This window comes from Pseudomonas sp. GW821-FHT01E05, assembly GCF_059422425.1.
Genome location: NZ_JBWKWW010000010.1, coordinates 165826 through 186854 on the forward strand (window position 1 = coordinate 165826; position 21029 = coordinate 186854).

Here is a 21029-nt window from a genome sequence, read left to right on the forward strand (position 1 = left end):
TTGGCAACGTGTAAAAGGTTTAGCACCCCGCACGCCCGCGGGCAACCGGCAAAACCGGAAATAGCGGATCAATACTGATCCTGACGCGGCAAGCGCTGCGACAATTCGTCGAGCAGCTTCTGTTCGCGCTTGTCTTCAAGCTGACGCGCTTCATCGATATAGCGCTGAACCAGCTTGCGCAACCCCTCGACCCGCGCATAAGCCTGCTGCCAGGTTTCTCGCGCCTTGTTCAGATTGTTCTGGTGCCAGACAAGACTTTGTCGCTGCTGGCCGACCGCCGTTTCCAGTTGATTGAGGAAGTGCTGGTAATTCATCAGCCATTGTCCGGACACCCCCTGACTGCCACGGTCGATCCATTGCTGCTGGTACTCGCCACGAAAGCGCTCCAGGTCGCCCAGCTTGCTCTCCGCCAGACGGACCTGCCCCTGAAAGTGCCCCAGACGCTGGGCGGCAGTGCGCTCGGCGCTTTCAGCCATGTCGACCACTGGCGCCAGGCGCGCCGCACGGCTCTGGACCACGACGACTTAACCGCCGGCCACAGGAGCAAACACCGATGCCAGATGAGCCTCGCTCTCGCCCATGCCGATGTTGTCGTTCAAGCCTTGGCGAAGGTAGGTAAGCATCGACGGTTGCAAGGCGATGGCCGTGTCGGTTTCCCGGTCGCCGCCGGGCACATAGGCACCGACGCTGATCAAGTCGCGGCTCTGTTGGTAGCGCGACCAGAGTTGTTTGAAGTGCTGCGCACGCCTCATATGCTCCGGGCTGACCACCGACGGCATGACCCGACTGATGGACGCCTCGATGTCGATGGCCGGGTAGTGACCTTCCTCGGCCAAGCGCCGCGACAGCACGATATGACCGTCAAGTACGCCTCGCGCCGCATCGGCGATGGGGTCCTGCTGATCATCACCCTCTGAAAGCACGGTATAGAAAGCCGTGATCGACCCCCCGCCCGCTTCGGCGTTACCTGCGCGCTCCACCAGTTTCGGCAATCTGGCGAACACTGAAGGCGGATAGCCCTTGGTCGCTGGCGGCTCGCCGATGGCCAGGGCGATTTCCCGCTGGGCCTGAGCGAAACGGGTCAGGGAATCCATCAGCAACAGAACATTCTTGCCCTTGTCGCGAAAATACTCGGCAATACGCGTGCAATACATGGCGGCACGCAGGCGCATCAGTGGCGCATCGTCCGCAGGCGAGGCCACCACCACCGAACGCTTGAGGCCTTCTTCACCGAGAATGTGCTCGATGAACTCTTTAACTTCACGACCCCGCTCGCCGATCAGCCCGACGACAATGATGTCGGCCTCGGTAAAGCGCGTCATCATGCCCAGCAGCACACTCTTGCCGACACCGGTACCGGCGAACAGCCCGAGACGCTGACCGCGGCCGACGGTCAGTAATCCGTTGATACTGCGAATGCCGACGTCCAGCGGTTGGCTGATAGGATGACGCTTGAGCGGGTTGATGGTCGGACCGTCGATCGGCACCCAGTCTTCGGCCTTCATGCCGCCCTTGCCGTCCAGCGCGCGCCCGGCGCCATCGAGCACCCGCCCGAGCATGCTCATGCCCATTGGCAAACGACCGGTATCGGCCAACGGAACGACCCGCGCGCCCGGCGCGATGCCAGCGACACTGCCCACCGGCATCAGAAAGACTTTATTGCCGGAGAACCCCATGACTTCAGCTTCTACCTGTACCGGGTGATAACTGTCATCGTTGATCACCACGCAGCGACTGCCCATGGCAGCACGCAAGCCTTCTGCTTCAAGGGTCAAGCCGACCATGCGCAGCAATCGCCCTTCAAGGATCGGCTGGCCCGCCAGCTCGGTGGCTTCGGCGTAGCTGCTCAGGCGCTTGCCAAAGCTGGTTCGCTCAAGACGCATCCGCACGATCCAGTTCGACGCGATGATTCTCAACAGCAGCAAGTTCGACACTCAGGTCAGGTTTGGCTGGATGCAGGGCCTGTTCGTGCAACTGGTCGAAGAGCTTGGCCATGACCTGGGTGATACGGGTTTCGATGGTCGCATCAATGCGGCTGTGGGCGGTTTCAACCCGCAGACCACCGGCCTGCAACGCCGCATCCTCGACGATCCGCCATTTTTCTTCGTGGCGTTCGCGCAGGGCTTTGACTTGGTCGAAATCCTGCGGATTGATAAAGAGGCGGACATTTTCGGCATCGAGCGGTAGCAGCTTCAATGCTTCGCGCATCACCTGTTCGATCTGTGTCGAGTCGATAGCCAGCTCACGCTGGATCACCTGACGTGTAATGTGCTCGACCAACCCGACCATCGACTTCTCGATCTGTGAATCCTGATCGGCAATCGGCTCGAAGAGGTTTTCCATCAACCGCTCGAGGCTGGCGAGCCTGGCACTCAAGGCAACCTCGGCTTCCTGGCGAACCTTGAGTTGAGTGCTGTGAAAGCCCTCTTTCTCACCGGTCGCGAAACCTTCGTTGTAAGCCTCCTGGCGGATACTTTCGAGCTCTTCGAGGGTCAGTGGCTGGACTTCTTCCAGCGGCACTTCTTCCATCTCGGCCGGTGTTTCTTCTACAGGCTCCGGCTCAGGTTCCGGCTCCGGCTGATGCGGGTCGAAGCTGGGCAACGACCAGATGTCGAAACCGCCGACATCCCGGGCGCGAATCAGGTCGCTTGGGGACTCATCATTTCTGGAAGACATGGACCTGCCTTAGATCATTTCTTCGCCGCCCTTCCCGCCGAGAACAATTTCTCCGGCTTCGGCCATACGGCGGGCAATGGTGAGGATTTCTTTCTGAGCGGTTTCCACATCGCTGACGCGTACCGGGCCCTTGGCCTCGAGGTCGTCGCGCAGCAGTTCGGCCGCCCGTTTGGACATGTTCTTGAAGATCTTTTCCTTGACGCCTTCGTCCGAGCCTTTGAGAGCCAGCACCAGCACGTCGGATGAGACCTCGCGTAGCAGCGCCTGGATACCGCGGTCGTCGACGTCGGACAAGTTGTTGAACACAAACATGAGGTCTTCGATCTGACCGGACAGGTCTTCGTCGACTTCGCGGATCGAGTCCATCAACTGACCTTCGATCGAGCTGTCGAGGAAGTTCATGATGTCGGCAGCACGCTTGATACCACCCAGGGTGGTACGAGCCGCATTGGAGTTGCCGGAGAACTGTTTCTCGAGAATCTGGTTGAGCTCTTTCAGCGCCGCCGGCTGCACGGTATTGAGCGAGGAAACCCGCAGAATGATATCCAGCCGCACCTTGTGATCGAAATTCCCGAGCACTTCACCGGCCTGGTCCGGGTCCAGATAAGCAACGACGATGGCCTGGATCTGCGGGTGCTCGTAACGGATCACATCCGCCACCGCCCGCGGCTCCATCCACTTCAGACTGTCCAGGCCGCTGGTGTTGCCACCCAGCAGGATCCGGTCGATCAGGCCGTTGGCCTTGTCTTCGCCCAGGGCCTGAGTGAGCATCTTGCGGACATAGTCATCGGAACCGACGCCGAGGCTGGTCTGGTCGCCGACGATATTGACGAACTCGCTCATGACCTGCTCGACCTGCTCGCGGTGCACATTGCGCATTTGCGCCATGGCCACGCCGACACGCTGAACCTCCTTGGGCCCCATGTGCCGCAACACTTGCGCGGCATCGGTTGAACCCAGGGACAGCAGCAGAATCGCGGCTTTGTCGACTCGAGTGAGTTTTTCGGTAGCAGCTCGGTTATCACTCATCTGCGTTAATCCACTCTTTCACGACCTGAGCCACTCGACCCGGGTCTTCTGCCACCAGACTTTTGATTGCATTCAACTGTGCGTCATAGCCTTCGCTCGGGCTAGGCAGCAAGATGCTTTGCGGGCCACCAAGGCTGACGCGGTCGTTGCTCAGTTCGCCATCCAGAGCACCCATGCCGCCCAGCTCGGCGTCGCTACCGATACCCGCCAACTGCTTGCCTTTGCCGGTGATGTTGTTGAGCACCGGACGCAGCACACCGAACACCAGCACCAGGATGAACAATACCCCGAGCAGCTGTTTCACGATGTCCCAGAACCATGGCTGCGAGTAGAACGGAATTTCGGCGATCACTTCACCGCGCTCGGCGGAGAACGGCACATTGATCACGCTGACACTGTCGCCACGGCTGGCGTCGAAACCGACGGCGTCCTGCACCAGGCGAGTGAAGCGCGCCAATTCGTCGGCGCTCCATGGCGCGCGGGTGGTTTCGCCGTTGGCTGCATTGACCTTGACCTGATCATCGACCACCACCGCAACCGACAGACGACTCAAACGTCCCTGCTGCTGCTTGGTGTGGCTGATGGAGCGATCAAGCTCGAAGTTCTTGGTGGATTGTTGACGCTTGTCCGCCGGGTACGGCGCCAGCATTGGCTGACCTGTGGCCGGGTCCATGATTTGCTGACCGTTGGCATCGAGCAACGGTTGCCCCGGCTGCACCATACCGGAAGCAGGCGCAGCGCCGGCCGTGGTTTGCGGCGCGGAGGCCGGGGACGGAGGCTGGTTGCTCAGGGCGCCCGGCACACCTTGCGGGCCGTTACTGCTGGAGCGTTGTTCGTTGACTGACTGCTCGCTGCGCAATGCAGGCTGGTCAGGGTTGAACTGTTCGGAAGTCGACTCGACGGCACTGAAGTCCACGTCAGCGGACACTTCGGCCTTATAGCGGTCGTTGCCCAGTACTGGCTGCAGAATGTTGTGCACACGCTGAGTGAGCATGCTTTCCATGCGGCGGCTGTAGTCGAATTGCTTGCCGGCCATGGTCAGTTCGGAGTTTTCCGCCTGGTCGGAGAGCAGGGTGCCCTTCTGATCGACCACAGTGATCTGCGACTTGCTCAGCTCGGGAACACTGGTTGCCACCAGATTGATAATCGCCACAACCTGACCCGGCTCCAGCGAGCGGCCGGAATACAGTTCAACCAGTACCGAAGCACTTGGCTTGCGCTCGTCGCGCACAAACACCGAGCTTTTCGGAATCGCCAGGTGCACGCGCGCGCCCTTGACGTTATTCAGACTGGAGATGGTCCGCGCCAATTCCCCTTCAAGGCCGCGACGATAACGGGTCGCCTCCATGAACTGACTGGTACCCAGGCCCTGGTCCTTATCGAGGATTTCGAAACCGATATTGCCGTCGCGCGGAGTCACACCGGCAGCGGCAAGTTTGAGTCGCGCCCGTGGCAAATCATCAGCCTTGACCAGCAACGCACCGGAATTAGGCTCAACGGTATAGGCAATGTCTGCGGAGGCCAGAGTGTCCATGACCTGCTTGGCGTCCATACCGGCAAGGCTGCCATACAGCGGACGATAATCGGGCTGCTGGGACCACAACACCACGGCAAACCCAATCGCCACGCTCGCTGCCAGACCAACCATGAGGCCAACCTGACGCAGCATGGTCATCTCGGAGAGGTTTTCCAGAAAGGACAAACCGAACAGCGGCGGCTTGCCGCCTGCTGGGCTGGCCTTGACCGGAACGTTATCGGCGACTGCTTCTGCCATGACTCAATCTCTTCCTTAAACTGGCATCTGCATGATGTCTTGGTACGCCTGAACCAGCTTGTTACGCACTTGTGTCAACGCCTGGAAAGAGACGCTGGCCTTCTGCGAGGAAATCATCACATCCGTCAGGTCGACGCCGCTTTTGCCGATTTCGAAGGCGCTCGACAATTGGTTCGATGCCTGCTGAGTGTCGTTGACCTTGTTGACGGCCTGCCCAAGCATGTCGGAAAAGCTGCTGCCGCCCATTTCCGGCACTGCGACAGCCGATTTAGGTTGAGCCATGGCATCCATCTGCATGGAACGCATATCCAACATCAATCGATTAAATTCAATACCCTGGCTCATGGTCTACTCTCTCTGACGACCCGCAATTTTTTGACACTCACACAGCGGATAGACAGGTGTTAGCAACAAGGGTGCCAGCTCCATGGCAACCATGAACAAAACCCGCTCCCGGCCTTTGCCGACTCATCAGGTCGCGAACAAGTAAGCCTCAACGTCCATTCCGGCATCGCGCATTTGCGCCAGCTTGTAGCGCAACGTCCGTGGACTGATGCCCAGGCGCTCGGCCGCTTCTTTGCGGCGACCGCGCTCGGAACGCAGGGTATCGATTATCATCTGGAACTCGCGACGACGCAGATCGTCCCCCAGCCCGCCCGCCGACTCACCCTGCTCCATATCTACCGGCGTGCCGCGCACTTGCGGCGAGCTGGGCACACCCAATGCACGAAGCGGCGCACAGGCCACAGGTCCCGCCAGACAAAAATCCTGAGGCTGAATCAATCCGCCTTGCTGCAGGATCAGCGCACGCTGGATCGCGTTATCCAACTCACGTACGTTGCCCGGCCACGGATAACCGACCAGGCAAGCCCGAGCCTCGCTCGACAACCGCGCGGCGGCGTGTTTCATTTTATTGACGTGCCTGGCCAGCAGACGCTCGGCCAGTGGCAGGATATCGGCGGTGCGCTCGCGTAACGGACGCCAGGCCAACGGAAACACGGACAGACGATAGTAGAGATCTTCACGAAACCGCCCCGCCGCCACTTCGCCAGCCAGATCACGATTGGTGGTCGCAACCACGCGAATATCCAGCGCGATCGGTTTGCGCGCTCCAACGCGCTCAACCTCGCGTTCCTGCAATACACGCAATAGCTTGGCCTGTAGCCCTAAAGGCATTTCGGAGATTTCGTCGAGCAGAATAGTACCGCCATCAGCCTGCTCGAATTTGCCGGCCTGAGCGGCAATGGCGCCCGTGAACGAGCCCTTCTCATGGCCGAACAAGGTGGCCTCGAGCATGTTGTCGGGAATCGCCGCACAGTTGATTGCGATAAACGGCTGACTCGCTCGATGAGAATGCTGATGAATGTAACGTGCCAGCACCTCCTTGCCCGTACCGGACTCACCAGAAATCAACACCGTGGAATCACTTCGGGCGACCCGCGCCGCCAACTCAAGCAACTGTGCACTGGCTGGCTCGAAGGCCACCGGGCCTTCATCCTGCGCCCCCTCCAGACAACCCAAGGCATGACGCGCCACCAGATCGAGCAACGCCTTGGGCTCGAACGGCTTGACCAGATAATCGGCTGCCCCCTGGCGCATGGCGTCCACCGCCCGCTCGACCGCACCGTGAGCCGTCATCAACAAGACAGGCAACTGCGGCTGACGCGCACGCAACAGGCCGAGCAACCGATGACCGTCCATCCCCGGCATGTTCACATCACTGACCACCAGACTGAACGCTTCGGCGGCGACCGCCTCCAGCGCCTCCTCTGCCGAGCCGACAGCCTTGTAGTCATGCCCGGCCAGCAGCAGCGTATCCGTCAACGCCTCGCGCAGCGCACGATCGTCTTCGACCAGTAAAACCTTGACTGCCATGAGCCTCATTCCACTCCTTGAACACTGGGCTGCTCACAAGAAAAAAGTGGCAAAACCACCAGCGCGCAGGTGCCGCGGCCCGGCCGTGAGCGCAACAGAAATTCTCCCTGATGAGCACGCGCCACCGCCTTGACTACCGTCAGGCCGAGGCCGGTCCCAGTGGTTTTAGTGGTGAAAAACGGCTCACCCAATCTGGCCTGCACGGCCGCATCGATACCACTGCCGTTGTCACTGACGCACAAGCGCAAGGTGTTTTCACGGGTATAGAGATGCACCTTCAAACAGACATTGCCGGCACTGGCCTGAATGGCGTTTTCAATCAGATTGAGCACAGCCCCCACCAGCGTGTCGCGGTTGCACAGCAGCTCGCCAGCATGACTGTCGCACTGCCAGCGCACCGGTAAATCCTGAACATGGGTCAGTGCTGCGGCTTGCAGCGACTGCATCAATGCCTGAGGGGTAACACGGTCAGTCAACGGCAACTCGCCACGGGCGAACACCAGCATGTCGCGCACCTGATGCTCCAGCTCGTGCAAGCGCTCTTTCAACCGTCCGGCAAAGCGTTGCTGAGTGGCTACCGGCAGTTCCTGTTCGGTCAGATGACTGGCGTACAGCAAGGCGGCCGATAACGGCGTGCGAATCTGGTGGGCCAAAGAAGCGACCATCCGCCCCAGGGACGACAAGCGCTCATGGCGGGCAAGTTGATCTTGCAGGTGACGGGTTTCAGTCAGATCGTTGAGCAGCACCAATTGACCCGGCTCGGCATCCAGCGACCGGGTGGCAATCGACAGCCGTCGACCATCTTTCAGGGAAATTTCATGACCGTCGTCCTCGCGGGGCGCAAAGCAGCGCGCGATGACCCGACGCCAGAGCTCACCCTCCAGCGGCAGGCCGAGCAATTCACACGCCGCCGGATTGGCTTCACGGACCATGCCTTGCGCATCGATGACGATGACGCCACCGGGCAACAGGTCAAGGAGGTTTTGCAGTCGATTGGCCAAGCGCTCTTTTTCGGCCAGCTCTTCCATGCGCTGAGCACTGACCACCGCCAGCTCACCCTTGAGTTCGGTGACTCGCGCTTCAAGCATGCTGTAGGAGTCGGTAAGTTGGCTCGACATCTGATTGAACAGTGCAAACGCCTGCTCAAGCCCAAGCCGGCTTGCCTGCTCTACGGACGACGATTGCCCTTGCGCATCAGGGGCAGGAGACATCTGGGCGGCTTGGGGCATCGTGCTCTCTCGCTTGGCTGACCGTCAGTTAAACGGAACGTTGCGAGAGCTATAGCAATACCCGTGCCGAAAAATAATGCGTGCCCCGCCTCGGCAATACGTTCAGTTTTTGACGAGCGGCTCTTGCCGCCAGACAAGGCGCCGCGACGAGTCATAGCCCGCCATGGCGAGGAGCGGCAACGCCGTATGACGGCAAGAGATGCCGTCAAAGACGAACAGTTATTGTCGAGGCGGGGTACGTGCTTTTCAGCACGTTAAAAAACAGGCGTCAATCATCCGCCTGTTCATCGCCATCACGACGGCTCATACCGTACTTACGCATCTTCTCCACCAAGGTGGTACGACGAATGCGCAAACGCTCGGCAGCCCGCGCCACGATGCCATTGGCATCATCCAGCGCCTGCTGAATCAAGCCTTGTTCCAGACCACCAAGGTAGTCCTTCAAGTCCAGACCTTCCGGCGGAAGCATCGCAGTGGCCGCGAAGTCCGGGGCATGCCCATTAATGGCCACCCGCTCCTCCAGATCGCTGCGCAGACTGTCGACCATTTGCTCGTCTTCATCGTCCACGTAACGGAATTTCTTCGGCAGCTCGACCACACCGATGACCCCGTACGGATGCATGATCGCCATGCGCTCCACCAGGTTGGCCAGCTCACGAACGTTGCCCGGCCAACCGTGACGGCACAGCGACATGATCGCCGCCGAGTTGAAGCGGATCGAACCGCGCTTCTCGTGCTCCATGCGCGAGATCAACTCGTTCATCAGCAACGGAATGTCTTCGACGCGCTCGCGCAGCGGTGCCATTTCGATCGGGAATACGTTCAGGCGGTAGTACAGGTCTTCGCGGAAACTGCCAACCTCGATCATGCTTTCGAGGTTCTTGTGGGTCGCCGCAATGATTCGCACATCGACGCTTTGGGTCTTGTTGCTGCCGACACGCTCGAAGGTCCGCTCCTGCAACACACGCAGCAGCTTGACCTGCATAGGCAACGGCATGTCACCGATTTCGTCGAGGAACAGCGTACCGCCGTTAGCCAGTTCAAAACGTCCGGCACGACTGGTGATCGCTCCAGTGAAAGCGCCCTTCTCGTGGCCAAACAATTCGCTTTCCAGCAACTCGGCCGGGATCGCACCACAGTTGACCGGCACGAACGGCCCGTCACGACGCTTGGAGTGGTAGTGCAGATTGCGCGCCACCACTTCCTTGCCGGTGCCGGATTCGCCAAGGATCAGCACGCTGGCATCGGTGTCGGCCACTTGCTGCATCATCTGGCGGACATGCTGAATCGCCCGACTGGTGCCAACAAGACTGCGAAAGAGATTGGGTTCGCGATGACGACCGCGCTCGCGGGCCTGGTCGTACATCTCGCGATAGACCTGGGCACGGTGCAGGGAGTCCAGCAATTTGCTGTAGCTGGGAGGCATTTCCAGCGTGGAAAGCACTCGGCGGCGCTGGTCTTCAGGCAGGTCAATGGAAGAAATATCGCCCATTAACAAAACCGGAAGGAACTCATCCCACATTGAGAGTGTCTTTAACAAACCCAAAACCGCGCCAGGAGCATTTACGGTCCCGATCAAGACACAGATTACTTCACGACTGGATGACAAAGAGCCGACAGCCTGCTGCCAATCATGGCTACCACAGGGTAAATTTTCTTCGCCAAGAAAATTTAAAATCACCGCAAGGTCGCGGCGACGGACGCTATCGTCATCAATAAGCAGAATTTTGGTTTCACGCCACATGCAATAGCAACTTCCCTAGTCAACTCAATGCCCAACATGAGGGGCAAGCTAGACGCTTGTAGGCACTTTCTGCCAGATAGACGCCTGAATTCTGAAATCAGCCACTAGTTAAGTCAAAAAAGCGTGCACAGTCAAATTTATGACGCACTACGTTCGGATTAACTGAGTATTAACCGAATAGATGGTAAACCTTTGCCGCACTCTGTGCTTGATGGATCTGCGACATCTCGTCAACTATCGCCTGACGCTCGCCCATCGCGGTTTCCAGCAATTGCCGGTAAACCCCTAGCAACTCTTCCAGATTATTACGCAGCGCCATCTCGTCCAGCGAAGCCTCACTCAGCACATCTTCCATGCAGGCACGGCATGCCAGGTCCAACTGGCCGATGGCCTCCCAGTCACGCTCGGCCAATGCCCCTACAAGGGCCTCACGGGTTTCTTCGATACGCTGCAGTACAAGACTCATGGTGATCTCCCTAGAACTGCGGACCAGGCACAGCAATGGCATCCCAGCCTTCTTTAACGGTGCGAAGCAAGCCGGCGACCTCGTCGAGAATCTTTGGATCGCCGTTGATATTGGCCTCAGCGAGACGCTTCATCATGTAGACATAGAGATTATCCAGGTCCCCCAATGAATCGGCCGAAGTCTCGAGATCCAGCCCCTCACGCAAGCCACCGATGATCCCGATAGCCTTGCTGATCAACACACCTTTACCCGGAATATCCTTGCGCTCCATGGCGCCTTTGGCCTGAGCAATACGATCCAGCCCGCCCTCCATCAGCATCTGCACCAAGCGGTGCGGGCTGGCTTCGGAGGTCTGGGCTTGCGCTCCAACCTTCTGATATTGCCGAAGGGCTAACATCGGATTCATGTTCTACCTCATCACAACTCAAGGGCTCGTATAACCAATGTATCGTCTACGAGTCAAAAAACTTTAGATCGAAAGGCAAAAACCCGGCGCGCTAAAAACGCAGCCGGGTTTTTGGCACCAGTTCATGACTAGCCAGAGGATTTCTGCGCATTAAGGGATGTGAAGAACGACGAAATATTGGTCGCCGTCGCCTTCATCTGCCCAACCAGCAAGTCCATGGCGTTGTACTTGGCGGTCAGAGTGGTCGTCAGACTGGTGACCCGCAGATCCAGTGCCGCCTGCTGATTGGTCAGATCGCTTTTCTGCTTGCCCAGACTGCTGTTGCGCTGATCAAGAAGGCCGCCGGTCTGCGAGTAGGGCTTGATCGCCGCCCCCATTCGGGCCAGCAGACCATTGGTACTGTTGGTACCGGTAAACAGCGTCTGGACCTGACCACCCAGCGCCTTATCGGTCATCGCCTTGGTGAACTTGGTCGTGTCGAAATTCAGCGTGCCGGCCTTTTGATCAGTGGTGATACCCAATTGCGACAGCACCGATAACTGCCCCCCCGCCCCGGGAGTGACCAACACGTTACGCACATCGGCAATGAGCGAACGCGGCAGGGAGTCACCGGTCATCGCAGCAGAGACGGTCAGCTTGCCATTCGCATCCGCAGTGGCCTGGGTCAGGGAGGTTACAGTCTTCACCAGCGTGTTATAGGCATCGACAAACGACTGGATCGAGGTCTGCAAACCCGTGGTATTGGTTGCCACTGTCACCGTCGAGGAACCCGGTGCAACCAGCGTCATGCTCAGGCCACCCACCGCCTGATTGACAGTATTGCTCTTGCTGGTCACTGCCAGACCGTCGATTGTGAGACTCGCGTCGCTGGCAAACGCGCCGATAGTCCCGGCACTTGCGGTATTAGTGGTGTCCGCCAGCTTCGTGCCGTCGATTGCCAGACCGGCAATGCCGCTGACCGTAAGATCCGAGCCCTTGCCTGTGGTGGTCGACCCGATCACCAGGCGCGAACCATTGCTGTCGGTGACGATGTTGGCCGTGATGCCCTGGGTTTTCAGCGTGCTGTTGATCGCATCACGGGTTGACTGCAAGGTCGCACCGGACGGAATACTGACGTTGTAGGCAGTGCCATTTTGACTGATTTGCAAGGTACCAGTCGGAATGGCACTGGTAGCACCGCCAGCAAAGGAAGCACTGGCGACTTTCGAACCGGTGGCCAGATTATTGACAACAACGTTATAGCTACCGTTGACTGCAGTATTGTCAGTGGTAGCCGTGAGCGTTGCCGGCGTCGACGAAGTCGCCGAAAAGCCCGCAAAAGCCGGACTTGTAGCACTGTTGAGCTTGTCCATGGCGGCCTGATAAGCAGCCAGGGCGCTTTTCAGCGAGCCAACACCGGAAATCTTCGACGTGGTGAGCGTGGTTTGAGTGTTGATCTGCGCCTGCTTGGCCGCCTTGTCGGCATTGACCAACGCAGTAACGATCGAATTGATGTCAAGACCAGAGCCAAGGCCTGTAGACGTTGTAATTGGACTTGCCATGTACATCTCCCTTTCAGTCTGTTGCCAGCCTTTTGACCACAATCGCCATCAAAAGAATGTAAAGACACTATTCATGCCAGTTGTCAGGCTTTCGCGTCGAACAACACATTACTCGCCGTATTCAAACTGTCCGCCAGCTTCAACGCCTCTTCGGAAGGGATCTGTCGCACCACTTCCCCCGTTGCAGTAGCAATCACTTTTACAACGACCTTGCCGGAGGCTTCATCGATTGAAAACTCCAGGTTGCGCTTGATCGACTGCACGAACTTTTCGATTTCCTGCACGGCGGTTTTCAACTTCTCCGAATCAGAGTCTTTACTACCAGCCACAGCCTGTACGCTGTCGACCCCAGGCGCCCCAGCCGGTTTATCGGTCGTGCTGCCCACCGGTTTAACCGCCGGGTAAGACAAGTTCAGCTTTACGCTCATATCCATGTCCATCACCTCCTAAAGTAAAAAAGCGGAAGAGCACGACCAGCGCACTCCCCCGCCAAAACTCACTGCGAAATTACTGAAGCAGTTTCAGTACGGCGTTTGGCAGCTGGTTGGCTTGCGCCAGAATAGCGGTGGAAGCCGATTGCAGAGTTTGGTTCTTGGTCAGTTGAGCAGTTTCCGCAGCGAAGTCGGTATCTTGTACGCGACCCAGTGCAGCGGTGGCGTTTTCGTTAACGTTCTGCAGGTTGGAGATAGTGCTGGTCAGACGGTTTTGCGAAGCACCCAGGGCTGCACGAGTGGCACCTACGGAGGCGATTGCAGCGTCGATTGCAGTGATTGCGCCGTCGATGGCGGAACCCGCTGCGGCGCTGGTGGCACCGGTCAGTACAGTAGTACCGCTACCTACGGAGAGGCTGACGGCGTCGAACTTGCTGCTCAGGGTCAGAGTGATCTGGTTGGCGGTACCGGTGTTGGAACCCACTTGCAGGGTCATGCTACCAGCGGAACCGTCCAGCAGGTTTTTGCCGTTCAGGTTGGTGCTTTGCGAAATACGAGTCAGCTCGTCGGACATCTGCGTGAATTCTGCGTTGGTCGCAGTCTGGTCAGCGGTGCCGTTAGTGCCGTTACGGGCCTGAACAGCCAGTTCACGCATACGTTGCAGAATGTTGGTGGTCTCTTGCAGAGCGCCTTCAGCAGTCTGAGCCATCGAAATACCGTCGTTGGCGTTTTTGATCGCTACGGTCTGACCGCGGATCTGGCTGCTCATACGGGTAGCGATCTGCAGGCCGGCAGCGTCGTCTTTGGCGCTGTTGATTTTCAGGCCGGAAGACAGGCGTGTCATCGATTGAGACAGAGCGTTCGCGGCATTGTTCAGGTTCTTTTGAACAGACAGGGAAGCAACGTTAGTGTTTACGCCTAAAGACATGGTGAGTTCCTCATTGGATGGGTACAGCGGCTTCCGGCCCTGGCAACCGCCGGGTGTGGCCTAGAGAACCTTCGTAATAGTTATCGTCGCGATAGCAGGTTGCTTTAGGGCTTTTTTAAAAAAAATTGCCATCACACTGCCACCCCCCCACAAAACAAAGGTTTGGGAGGGTATGCAAAAGAAAAATGACGTCAGAGAATTGCCGGCAATGAGGAGAGCAGGACGCTTTTTACCGGAACAGGATTTTTCAGGAATAACTCAGGCCGGAATCCAGCAGCTCGACCAGTTCATACTCCATGTAATCAGCAAGCCCTGACCAATCCTGGGCCTGCTGACAGGCCAGTATGCGCATCAGGAGTTGCGCCCACTGCTGCTGGATATCCGGCGAGGCTCGGCTGAACAGGCTCTGCGCCTCGTCAAACACCTCGACCATATTCAATGCCGCCTCGACATCGCGTCCCAGGCGGAACAGCCCGGCACACTGCCGACTGTCGATAACACACTGCGCAATCCGGTTCATTGCACGAACTCCTGATTGAACGCCGTGCCTGCAATCATCGCGCCCGCCCGACTGCTATTGAAGAAACGCACCTGTGGATGCCTGGCGATGTAACGCTCCAGCTCATTCAGGTAGCGGCGGAAATTCAATTGCGTCTTGACTCGCTGCCCATGACCATCGAGCACCCAGTGCCTGGCCAGATCAACGCCCGGCCCCAGCTCACCATCATTCCAGCCGGCGTGGGTCTTGTTCATCGGGAAGGCAAAGTCGGCTCCGAATACGGTGATCTGCGCCGCCCCCATCTTCACCGCCAGATCTACCGCCGGATGAATCACACTGCCGCCGACGTAGAGTTCGGCTTTAGCGATTTGCTTGCGCACCGCGGCATAGATCGGGCTGGCAGAGTAGGCCGCGTAGCGCACTCCTTTCCAGGCAGACATCACCTGTGGATCACTCATCGGCAGATACACCAGAGGTATGTTGTCGGAGTCTTCAGGCGGCAAGTGTCGGGCGCTGATCCGCTGGTCGACGCTCACCACCAGATCTGGCTTGATGCCGTGTTCAATCAACGGCCGGTAGGCCGTATCGACACTGATGAACAAGGGGCGCTGCGCCTGGGCGCGAATAGTCCGTAGTTTGTCAAAGTGCTGCTCCAGGCTCGGCCCGGTAGCAATCACGTAGATTTCCTGACCCGCCCGCGAGCCAAATAGCTCGGCAACATCACGATCGCTGCGCACCAGTTCAAGACTGTCCTGCAGGCGCTGGATGATCTGCGGGGACTGCGGATCGAACTCGCGATTGTTGAAGCTCAAATGCACTTCGCTGACTAATCGATCCCGGATCCTGGCATTGAAGTCATCCGCCAGCACCATCTCGGAGGGCAGCACAAAAAATGGCAACCGAATGTCTGACAAGTCACCTGCATACATCAGCTCGACGCGCGGATCGTTGAGCCATTGCCGCTGGTCGAGCAACTGCAGTACCAGCGCGAAAATCGCGCCGTTGAGGATATGAACATATAGACGTTGAAGCGCCGGCCGCTCCAGCAACACGTGCTGCAGGTCGCCCAGCCCCGTGCCATAGACATGCAGCACCGGGCTCTCGGGAGGCAGACTGTCGGCCTGTAAGCGAGCCTCGCGGGTACGATCATGGCGACTGGTGAGCTGAATGCCGGCAATGCTCAGGGTCGAACCCAGGCCCTCCACCAAATCGGCCTGCAAGGCCTGACTGTCTTCATCCAACAGACGGGCGAGCAGCGCCGGCCAACGGTTCTGTATTACCTGGGCATTGTGCTCAAAGCTCTCGCTCATGCTGCCTCGCTCATCATTCATGCAAAAAAATAGCGCTCAAGGTTACACCTTGGAGCGCTATTTTTGCTGCCGGGGACTTTAGTTCAAGGGCGATAGATAATCGCAGAGCCCCAAGATAGGCCAACGCCGAAACCGCTTAGCGCGACACGCTTCCAGGAGCTGTCGAGCACGTGCTTTTCCAGCAGCAGTGGAATGCTCGATGACACCGTATTCCCGGTCTCGACCATGTCCTTGATGAACTTTTCCGGTTCGCCTTCGAAGCGTCGCGCCACCGCATCGACGATTGCCGCGCTACCCTGGTGAATGCAGAACGCATCGATATCGCTGGCCTGCAGGCCGGAATCGTCAAGCAGCTCATGCAAATGCGCCGGAACCTTCAACAAGGCGAAGTTGAACACCTGACGACCATTCATGAAGAACACGCCATCGGTGACTTTCAAGTGCGGCGCGCCAGAGCCATCGGTGCCGAACTTGGCTTTACCCAGTTGCCACGGCGCGTCTTCGCCCATCCAGGTAGCCGTCGCAGCATCACCAAAAAGCATGGTGGTATTGCGGTCTTCCGGGTCGACGATTTTTGAATACGGATCAGCGGTCACCAGCAGGCCATTCTTCAGGCCCGCAGCTTCCATGAAGCCTTTGATTGCGTAGATGCCATAGACATAGCCCGAGCAACCCAGGGAAATATCAAAGGCGGCCACGGTAGTCGGCAGACCAAGTTTGTCCTGAACGATGGCTGCGGTGTGCGGCAGGCCCTCTTCGTCGCCGTTCTGGGTGACGACGATCAACGCATCGATCGATTCGCGCTTGAGCTCGGGATTGTTGGCGAACAGTGCATTGACTGCTTCGACGCACAGGTCCGAGGTTTCCTGCCCGGCGTGTTTGCGCGGCAGGAAAGCGGAACCGATTTTACCCAGAATGAACTCTTCATCCTTGTCGAATTTTGCACCTTGCGCGTAATTGTCTACGCCGGCTACGGGTACGTAGCTCGCAATGCTCTTTATGCCAATCATTACGGCTTCCCAATAATAAACAGCTGAATACCACCGCTCGCAGGAATCGAGGGGCGCCGACAAACAGAGATTTTACATCACCCCAAGAGGGCGCCAGCGGGAAAAACAAAAGGCCATCACTGGGCCAGCCAGGGGCCAGGCGCCATATTCCCGGTCAATACAATACAGTGAAGATGCGCGTTATGACTCGCAGGTCACGCTATTTTGCCGAATCAACCACACAAGCTGCTACTCGACCAACGACCAATCCAGTGGCGTACCACGTTTCAGAGGGTTTCGAGCGTGTCGACCGAGTATCGCATCAATGTGCTTGGGGGGCAGTCCGAGGCCCGGACGGATGGCCCGCACGTTGCCCGAATTGAAGACTTCACCGGCCGCCATATCCCGTGTCACGTAGAGTGAGCGGCGATAAACCAGCGATTTCCGCTCCGCCTCGCTCACGCCATAACGCACTTGGCCCATGGCCTGCCAGGCGCGTTCGGTTTCGATTACCAGGCTGGCCAACTCGGCCGGTTCCAGAGAAAAGCTCGCATCCACACCGCCAGCGCTACGGTCCAGGGTGAAGTGTTTTTCCACCACCGTCGCCCCGAGCGCCACCGCCGCCACTGAAACACCAACACCCATGGAGTGATCGGACAACCCCACCTCACAGCCAAACAGCTCCCGCAAATGAGGGATGGTGCGCACATTGCTGTTTTCCGGGGAGGCCGGGTAGGTGCTGGTGCACTTGAGCAACACCAGATCTGTGCAGCCAGCGGTACGGGCTGCGCGGACGGTCTCGTCCAGTTCGGCGATGCTGGCCATGCCGGTGGAGATGATCAACGGTTTACCGGTGGCGGCGACCCGTCGAATCAACGGTAAATCGGTGTTTTCGAAACTGGCGATTTTGTACGCCGGCACGTCCAGGCTTTCGAGGAAATCCACCGAGCTCTCATCGAAGGGCGTCGAGAATGCCAGCATGCCCAGCTCTTTGGCTCGGGCAAAAATCGGCGCATGCCATTCCCATGGCGTATGGGCCTTTTCATACAATGCGTACAGCGACGAGCCGGCCCAGAGGCTGTTGGGATCCTTGATGAAGAACTCACCATGATCCAGGTCCAGGGTCATGGTATCGGCGGTATAGGTTTGCAGCTTCAAGGCATGGGCACCGGCCTTCGCTGCCGCCTCGACGATCTGCAACGCAAGTTCCAGCGACTGGTTATGGTTGCCGCTCATCTCGGCGATGATAAATGGCGGCGCATCGGCACCGATCGAACGCGAACCGATCTTGAAACTAGTCATTAGGATGATCCTTTAACACCCGCCTGAATTCACAGGCATTTTGCTGGTAGCCGGCGCGGCGAAACAAACCAGACGACACTTGATTGCCGGCAAGCACTTGAGCCGTGATGAGGTGTAGATCAGGCCATAGCGCTGCAACAAACGCTTCCCCTCGCGCCAGCAACGCCCTGCCCCAACCCAACCCTGAACGCCCCTCGAACAGATAAATCGACACCTCGGCCTGAGCCTTGACGCGGTCATAGCGCAGCACCCCGACAGGGCCGTCAGCGGCGCAAGCGATCAACAGCAAGCGCTGAGGGTTGCATAGACTGGCCGCGAGCCAGGCCTGATGGTTCTTCCAGCTTACTTCTTCGGACTGCACGGCCCAACGGCGGACCGCCTCGGCATTGCGGCCATCAAACAGCAGTCGCGCATCCTCAAGCGTGGCCCGGCGTAATTGCAGGACAACTCCAGACAACGCGACAGCCACACGCCGCGCACCCAACCCATCGACCAACTGTCGGGAGCGCTGCGCCAGACTTTGCCGCAAACCAGCATTACCCAGCAAAAAACCAATGGCCTGGCGCAGCTGCTCAATACTGACCTGGGCGCTGGCCCCTAGATATACATGGGCGCCGGCGCTCGCCAGGCGTTCGGCGTTCAGTTGCTGATTGGCGGCCACCGCAATGCAAATCGTTGGCAGCCCCATGGCCGCGCGCTCCCAACTGGTACCGCCGCCCGCGCCGACAAACAGATCGGCCTCGGCCATCAACCGGGCAAAATCGCTGACATGGCTGTGCAGCCGCCAATGGGGACGGCTGGCAGCCAGCACCTGCATTTGCGTCCAGGCCGGATTGTCGACGCCCGCCACGAAATCAACGTCCAATTCACCAAAGTCAGCCATTGCCAACATTGCTTTCCAGGTCTCACCCACAGCGTCAAAGCCGCCGAAATTCACCAGTACCCGACGTGCCTGATCCTTGATCGCAATCGGCTCGCGACGGAACTCGTCGCGCAACAAGGCGAAGCGCGGGCCGAGCAACTGTTGGCACCCGGGATCGGTCAATGGCCCATAGACGTGCGCGGTCGCCGTCAGATTCTGGTCCAGTAGCAGATCGGCATCGTGCTGCCGGTTGGCCAGATCGTCGATCACCGCAATCCGCTGCGCCCACTGTCGGGCCGCCGTCTGCCAACGATGATCGAGGCCGTAATGGTCGACGATGATCCAGTCGAAGGGTTGCGTGGTCTTTAAAACGTTCTGGAGTTCAACAATCTCGGCCTGCCAGGGCAACAACGCCTCAATGCCCTGCTCGGGATGTTCCTGCGGATACTCATCAGGCAACGCGAAAGTCTCGAAACCCTGGGTTTGCAGACTCTCCAGGCGATTGCCCGGCAGCCGACGACAGGCGAACGCGACCTGCACACCCTGCTGACGAAGCACGTTTGCCAGCGTCAGGCATCGCGCCACATGACCACTGCCAATCGCCAGCGAAGCGTCGGCACGGATCAGGACTCTCACGAAAGCTCTCCACCGGCCTTCAACGCGGCGTACAGGTATTCGGCGCGCTTCCAGTCCTCTTCGGTGTCGATGTCTTGCACCAGATGCCGAGGCAAAATGACTGGCAGGCTCTTTTCAGAGAACAGCCTGTCCCCGCGTAACCAGGCCTCGGCTCGCCCCCAGTAAAACTGCCCGGCATCCTGATAGGCGGCGGGCAAATCCTGGGAGCGGGTGTCGCGAAACTCCGGATAGAGCGAAGCCAGAGTGCCTTGCGCATCGATGGTCAACGCACGTTGAATGGGGAAGCCAAAACTGCACAACGAGAAGGCAAAGGATTTCTCTGGATGCTGCTCCAACACGTCCAGGCCCTGATGCAAATACCGCGTTTGCAGCAACGGAGCGGTCGCGTAAATGCAGCAGGCGTACTCGTAGTGCTGTCCCTGCTCATGCAGTGTATTCAAGGCATGAGCGATCACGGCTGCGGTTCCGGTGAAATCATCTGCCAGCTCCGCCGGGCGCATGAACGGCACTGTTGCTCCACGGGCGCGGGCCAGCTCAGCAATTTCTTCGTCATCAGTGCTGACCAGCACCTGATCGAACAAGCCTGAGTTCAGCGCGGTACGTATCGAGTGGGCAATCATCGGTTCGCCGTCGAACAGCTTGAGGTTCTTGCGCGGGATGCGCTTGCTGCCTCCGCGGGCGGGGATGATTGCGACGCTGTTCACGTGCGTTTTTCCAGCAGAAACCAGGTGATATCGTCGACGGGAAACTGAGGATCACGATGGTATCCAAAGCCATAGTCGAGCAATTGCAGATCAGTGTAGCGATCGAGCATTTCGCCGGCGAAATCGCGCTTGAACAACTTGCCGCTGTTGCCGCGATACGGCACCTCGACCGGTGCAGGGTTGTAATACTCACAAATCAGAATATAGCGCTCACTCAACTCATAGAGCTGTGCGTAGGCGGCAGGCAACAGCTCGGGCGCCAGGTGGATCAGCACCCCTTTGCTCAAGGTCAACTGGAAGGTCCGGTCACTGGGATAATCGAACAACGACCCGTGCCAGATATCGGCAATACCCAAGGCTCGGGCTTGGGCGTAAGCCTTCGCGTTGATCTCGACACCGTGCAAGGCACACCCCGCAAGCAACTGATGCAGCGCTTGCAGATTGTTCCCGGTATTGGTCCCCAATTCGATCAGGCTGTCGATTCGGGAGGTGCGCGCCAACGCCTTGGAAAACAGCGCCAGATTGGCCGCGACTAGCTGATGGCCCTGATTGCGAGCCACATAGTCGTCGCCGAAGTCACCTTGCCAGAAAATTTCCTGCTCACTTGCTTCACGCATAAATCACTCTT

21 protein-coding genes are annotated in these 21029 nt (G+C 58.4%); all 21 read right to left on the reverse strand.

From position 1 onward, the window contains the following. Positions 1–68: 68 nt before the first annotated feature. The 21 genes from fliJ to AC07W5_RS22160 all read right to left on the reverse strand — a co-directional run bounded on the left by fliJ (position 69) and on the right by AC07W5_RS22160 (position 21018). Positions 69–518, reverse strand: a complete 450-nt coding sequence (gene fliJ, locus AC07W5_RS22060) for a flagellar export protein FliJ (RefSeq protein ID WP_495012209.1) — start codon at positions 516–518, stop codon at positions 69–71. A gap of 6 nt (positions 519–524) precedes the next feature. Then, positions 525–1883 carry a flagellar protein export ATPase FliI gene (gene fliI, locus AC07W5_RS22065; RefSeq protein WP_495012210.1) on the reverse strand — a complete coding sequence of 453 codons (1359 nt, stop codon included), beginning with the start codon at positions 1881–1883 and terminating at the stop codon, positions 525–527. After that, the gene (gene fliH / locus AC07W5_RS22070) at positions 1873–2676 is read right to left on the reverse strand and encodes a flagellar assembly protein FliH (RefSeq protein WP_494994220.1); all 804 of its coding nucleotides are present in this window, start codon (positions 2674–2676) and stop codon (positions 1873–1875) included. The genes fliI and fliH overlap by 11 nt, the downstream gene beginning before the upstream one ends. Before the next feature lie 9 nt (positions 2677–2685). Next, positions 2686–3705 (reverse strand): flagellar motor switch protein FliG, encoded by a 1020-nt coding sequence (gene fliG, locus AC07W5_RS22075; RefSeq protein ID WP_494994221.1) that lies wholly within the window; start codon positions 3703–3705, stop codon positions 2686–2688. Next, positions 3698–5479: a flagellar basal-body MS-ring/collar protein FliF gene (gene fliF / locus AC07W5_RS22080; RefSeq protein WP_494994222.1), complete on the reverse strand. Its 1782-nt coding sequence runs from the start codon at positions 5477–5479 to the stop codon at positions 3698–3700. The genes fliG and fliF overlap by 8 nt, the downstream gene beginning before the upstream one ends. A 15-nt stretch (positions 5480–5494) precedes the next feature. Further along, positions 5495–5824: a flagellar hook-basal body complex protein FliE gene (fliE, locus tag AC07W5_RS22085; RefSeq protein WP_419119279.1), complete on the reverse strand. Its 330-nt coding sequence runs from the start codon at positions 5822–5824 to the stop codon at positions 5495–5497. 126 nt (positions 5825–5950) lie between these two features. Next, positions 5951–7354 carry a sigma-54-dependent transcriptional regulator gene (locus AC07W5_RS22090; protein ID WP_495024329.1) on the reverse strand — a complete coding sequence of 468 codons (1404 nt, stop codon included), beginning with the start codon at positions 7352–7354 and terminating at the stop codon, positions 5951–5953. A gap of 5 nt (positions 7355–7359) precedes the next feature. Next, complete coding sequence (locus AC07W5_RS22095; RefSeq protein ID WP_495012251.1) at positions 7360–8565, reverse strand: sensor histidine kinase; 1206 nt, start codon at positions 8563–8565, stop codon at positions 7360–7362. 286 nt (positions 8566–8851) lie between these two features. Further along, positions 8852–10327, reverse strand: coding sequence for a sigma-54 dependent transcriptional regulator (locus AC07W5_RS22100; protein ID WP_494994224.1), 1476 nt, complete (start codon positions 10325–10327; stop codon positions 8852–8854). Between the two features lie 169 nt (positions 10328–10496). Continuing rightward, complete coding sequence (gene fliT, locus AC07W5_RS22105; protein ID WP_494994225.1) at positions 10497–10793, reverse strand: flagellar protein FliT; 297 nt, start codon at positions 10791–10793, stop codon at positions 10497–10499. A gap of 10 nt (positions 10794–10803) precedes the next feature. Continuing rightward, complete coding sequence (gene fliS, locus AC07W5_RS22110; protein ID WP_494994226.1) at positions 10804–11199, reverse strand: flagellar export chaperone FliS; 396 nt, start codon at positions 11197–11199, stop codon at positions 10804–10806. A gap of 128 nt (positions 11200–11327) precedes the next feature. After that, the gene (gene fliD, locus AC07W5_RS22115; protein WP_494994227.1) at positions 11328–12740 is read right to left on the reverse strand and encodes a flagellar filament capping protein FliD; all 1413 of its coding nucleotides are present in this window, start codon (positions 12738–12740) and stop codon (positions 11328–11330) included. Positions 12741–12823: 83 nt separating this feature from the next. Beyond that, a complete protein-coding gene (locus AC07W5_RS22120; protein ID WP_494994228.1) occupies positions 12824–13174 on the reverse strand; it encodes a flagellar protein FlaG in 351 nt (116 codons plus the stop codon). Positions 13175–13247: 73 nt separating this feature from the next. Then, entirely contained in the window at positions 13248–14099 is an 852-nt protein-coding gene (locus AC07W5_RS22125) for a flagellin domain-containing protein (protein ID WP_419119285.1), read from the reverse strand. 247 nt (positions 14100–14346) lie between these two features. After that, a complete protein-coding gene (locus AC07W5_RS22130; protein WP_494994229.1) occupies positions 14347–14619 on the reverse strand; it encodes a hypothetical protein in 273 nt (90 codons plus the stop codon). After that, positions 14616–15908, reverse strand: a complete 1293-nt coding sequence (locus tag AC07W5_RS22135) for a motility associated factor glycosyltransferase family protein (protein ID WP_495024330.1) — start codon at positions 15906–15908, stop codon at positions 14616–14618. The genes AC07W5_RS22130 and AC07W5_RS22135 overlap by 4 nt, the downstream gene beginning before the upstream one ends. An 83-nt stretch (positions 15909–15991) precedes the next feature. After that, the gene (locus AC07W5_RS22140) at positions 15992–16918 is read right to left on the reverse strand and encodes a ketoacyl-ACP synthase III (RefSeq protein WP_494994231.1); all 927 of its coding nucleotides are present in this window, start codon (positions 16916–16918) and stop codon (positions 15992–15994) included. Between the two features lie 228 nt (positions 16919–17146). Beyond that, positions 17147–18199, reverse strand: a complete 1053-nt coding sequence (pseI, locus tag AC07W5_RS22145) for a pseudaminic acid synthase (RefSeq protein ID WP_494994232.1) — start codon at positions 18197–18199, stop codon at positions 17147–17149. After that, the gene (pseG, locus tag AC07W5_RS22150; RefSeq protein ID WP_495012215.1) at positions 18192–19697 is read right to left on the reverse strand and encodes a UDP-2,4-diacetamido-2,4,6-trideoxy-beta-L-altropyranose hydrolase; all 1506 of its coding nucleotides are present in this window, start codon (positions 19695–19697) and stop codon (positions 18192–18194) included. The genes pseI and pseG overlap by 8 nt, the downstream gene beginning before the upstream one ends. Next, on the reverse strand, positions 19694–20401 hold the full coding sequence (gene pseF, locus AC07W5_RS22155) for a pseudaminic acid cytidylyltransferase (RefSeq protein ID WP_494994234.1): 708 nt from the start codon (positions 20399–20401) through the stop codon (positions 19694–19696). The genes pseG and pseF overlap by 4 nt, the downstream gene beginning before the upstream one ends. After that, a complete protein-coding gene (locus AC07W5_RS22160; protein ID WP_494994235.1) occupies positions 20398–21018 on the reverse strand; it encodes a pseudaminic acid biosynthesis-associated methylase in 621 nt (206 codons plus the stop codon). Before AC07W5_RS22160 ends, pseF begins: the two co-directional genes overlap by 4 nt. Between the last annotated feature and the right edge of the window lie 11 nt (positions 21019–21029).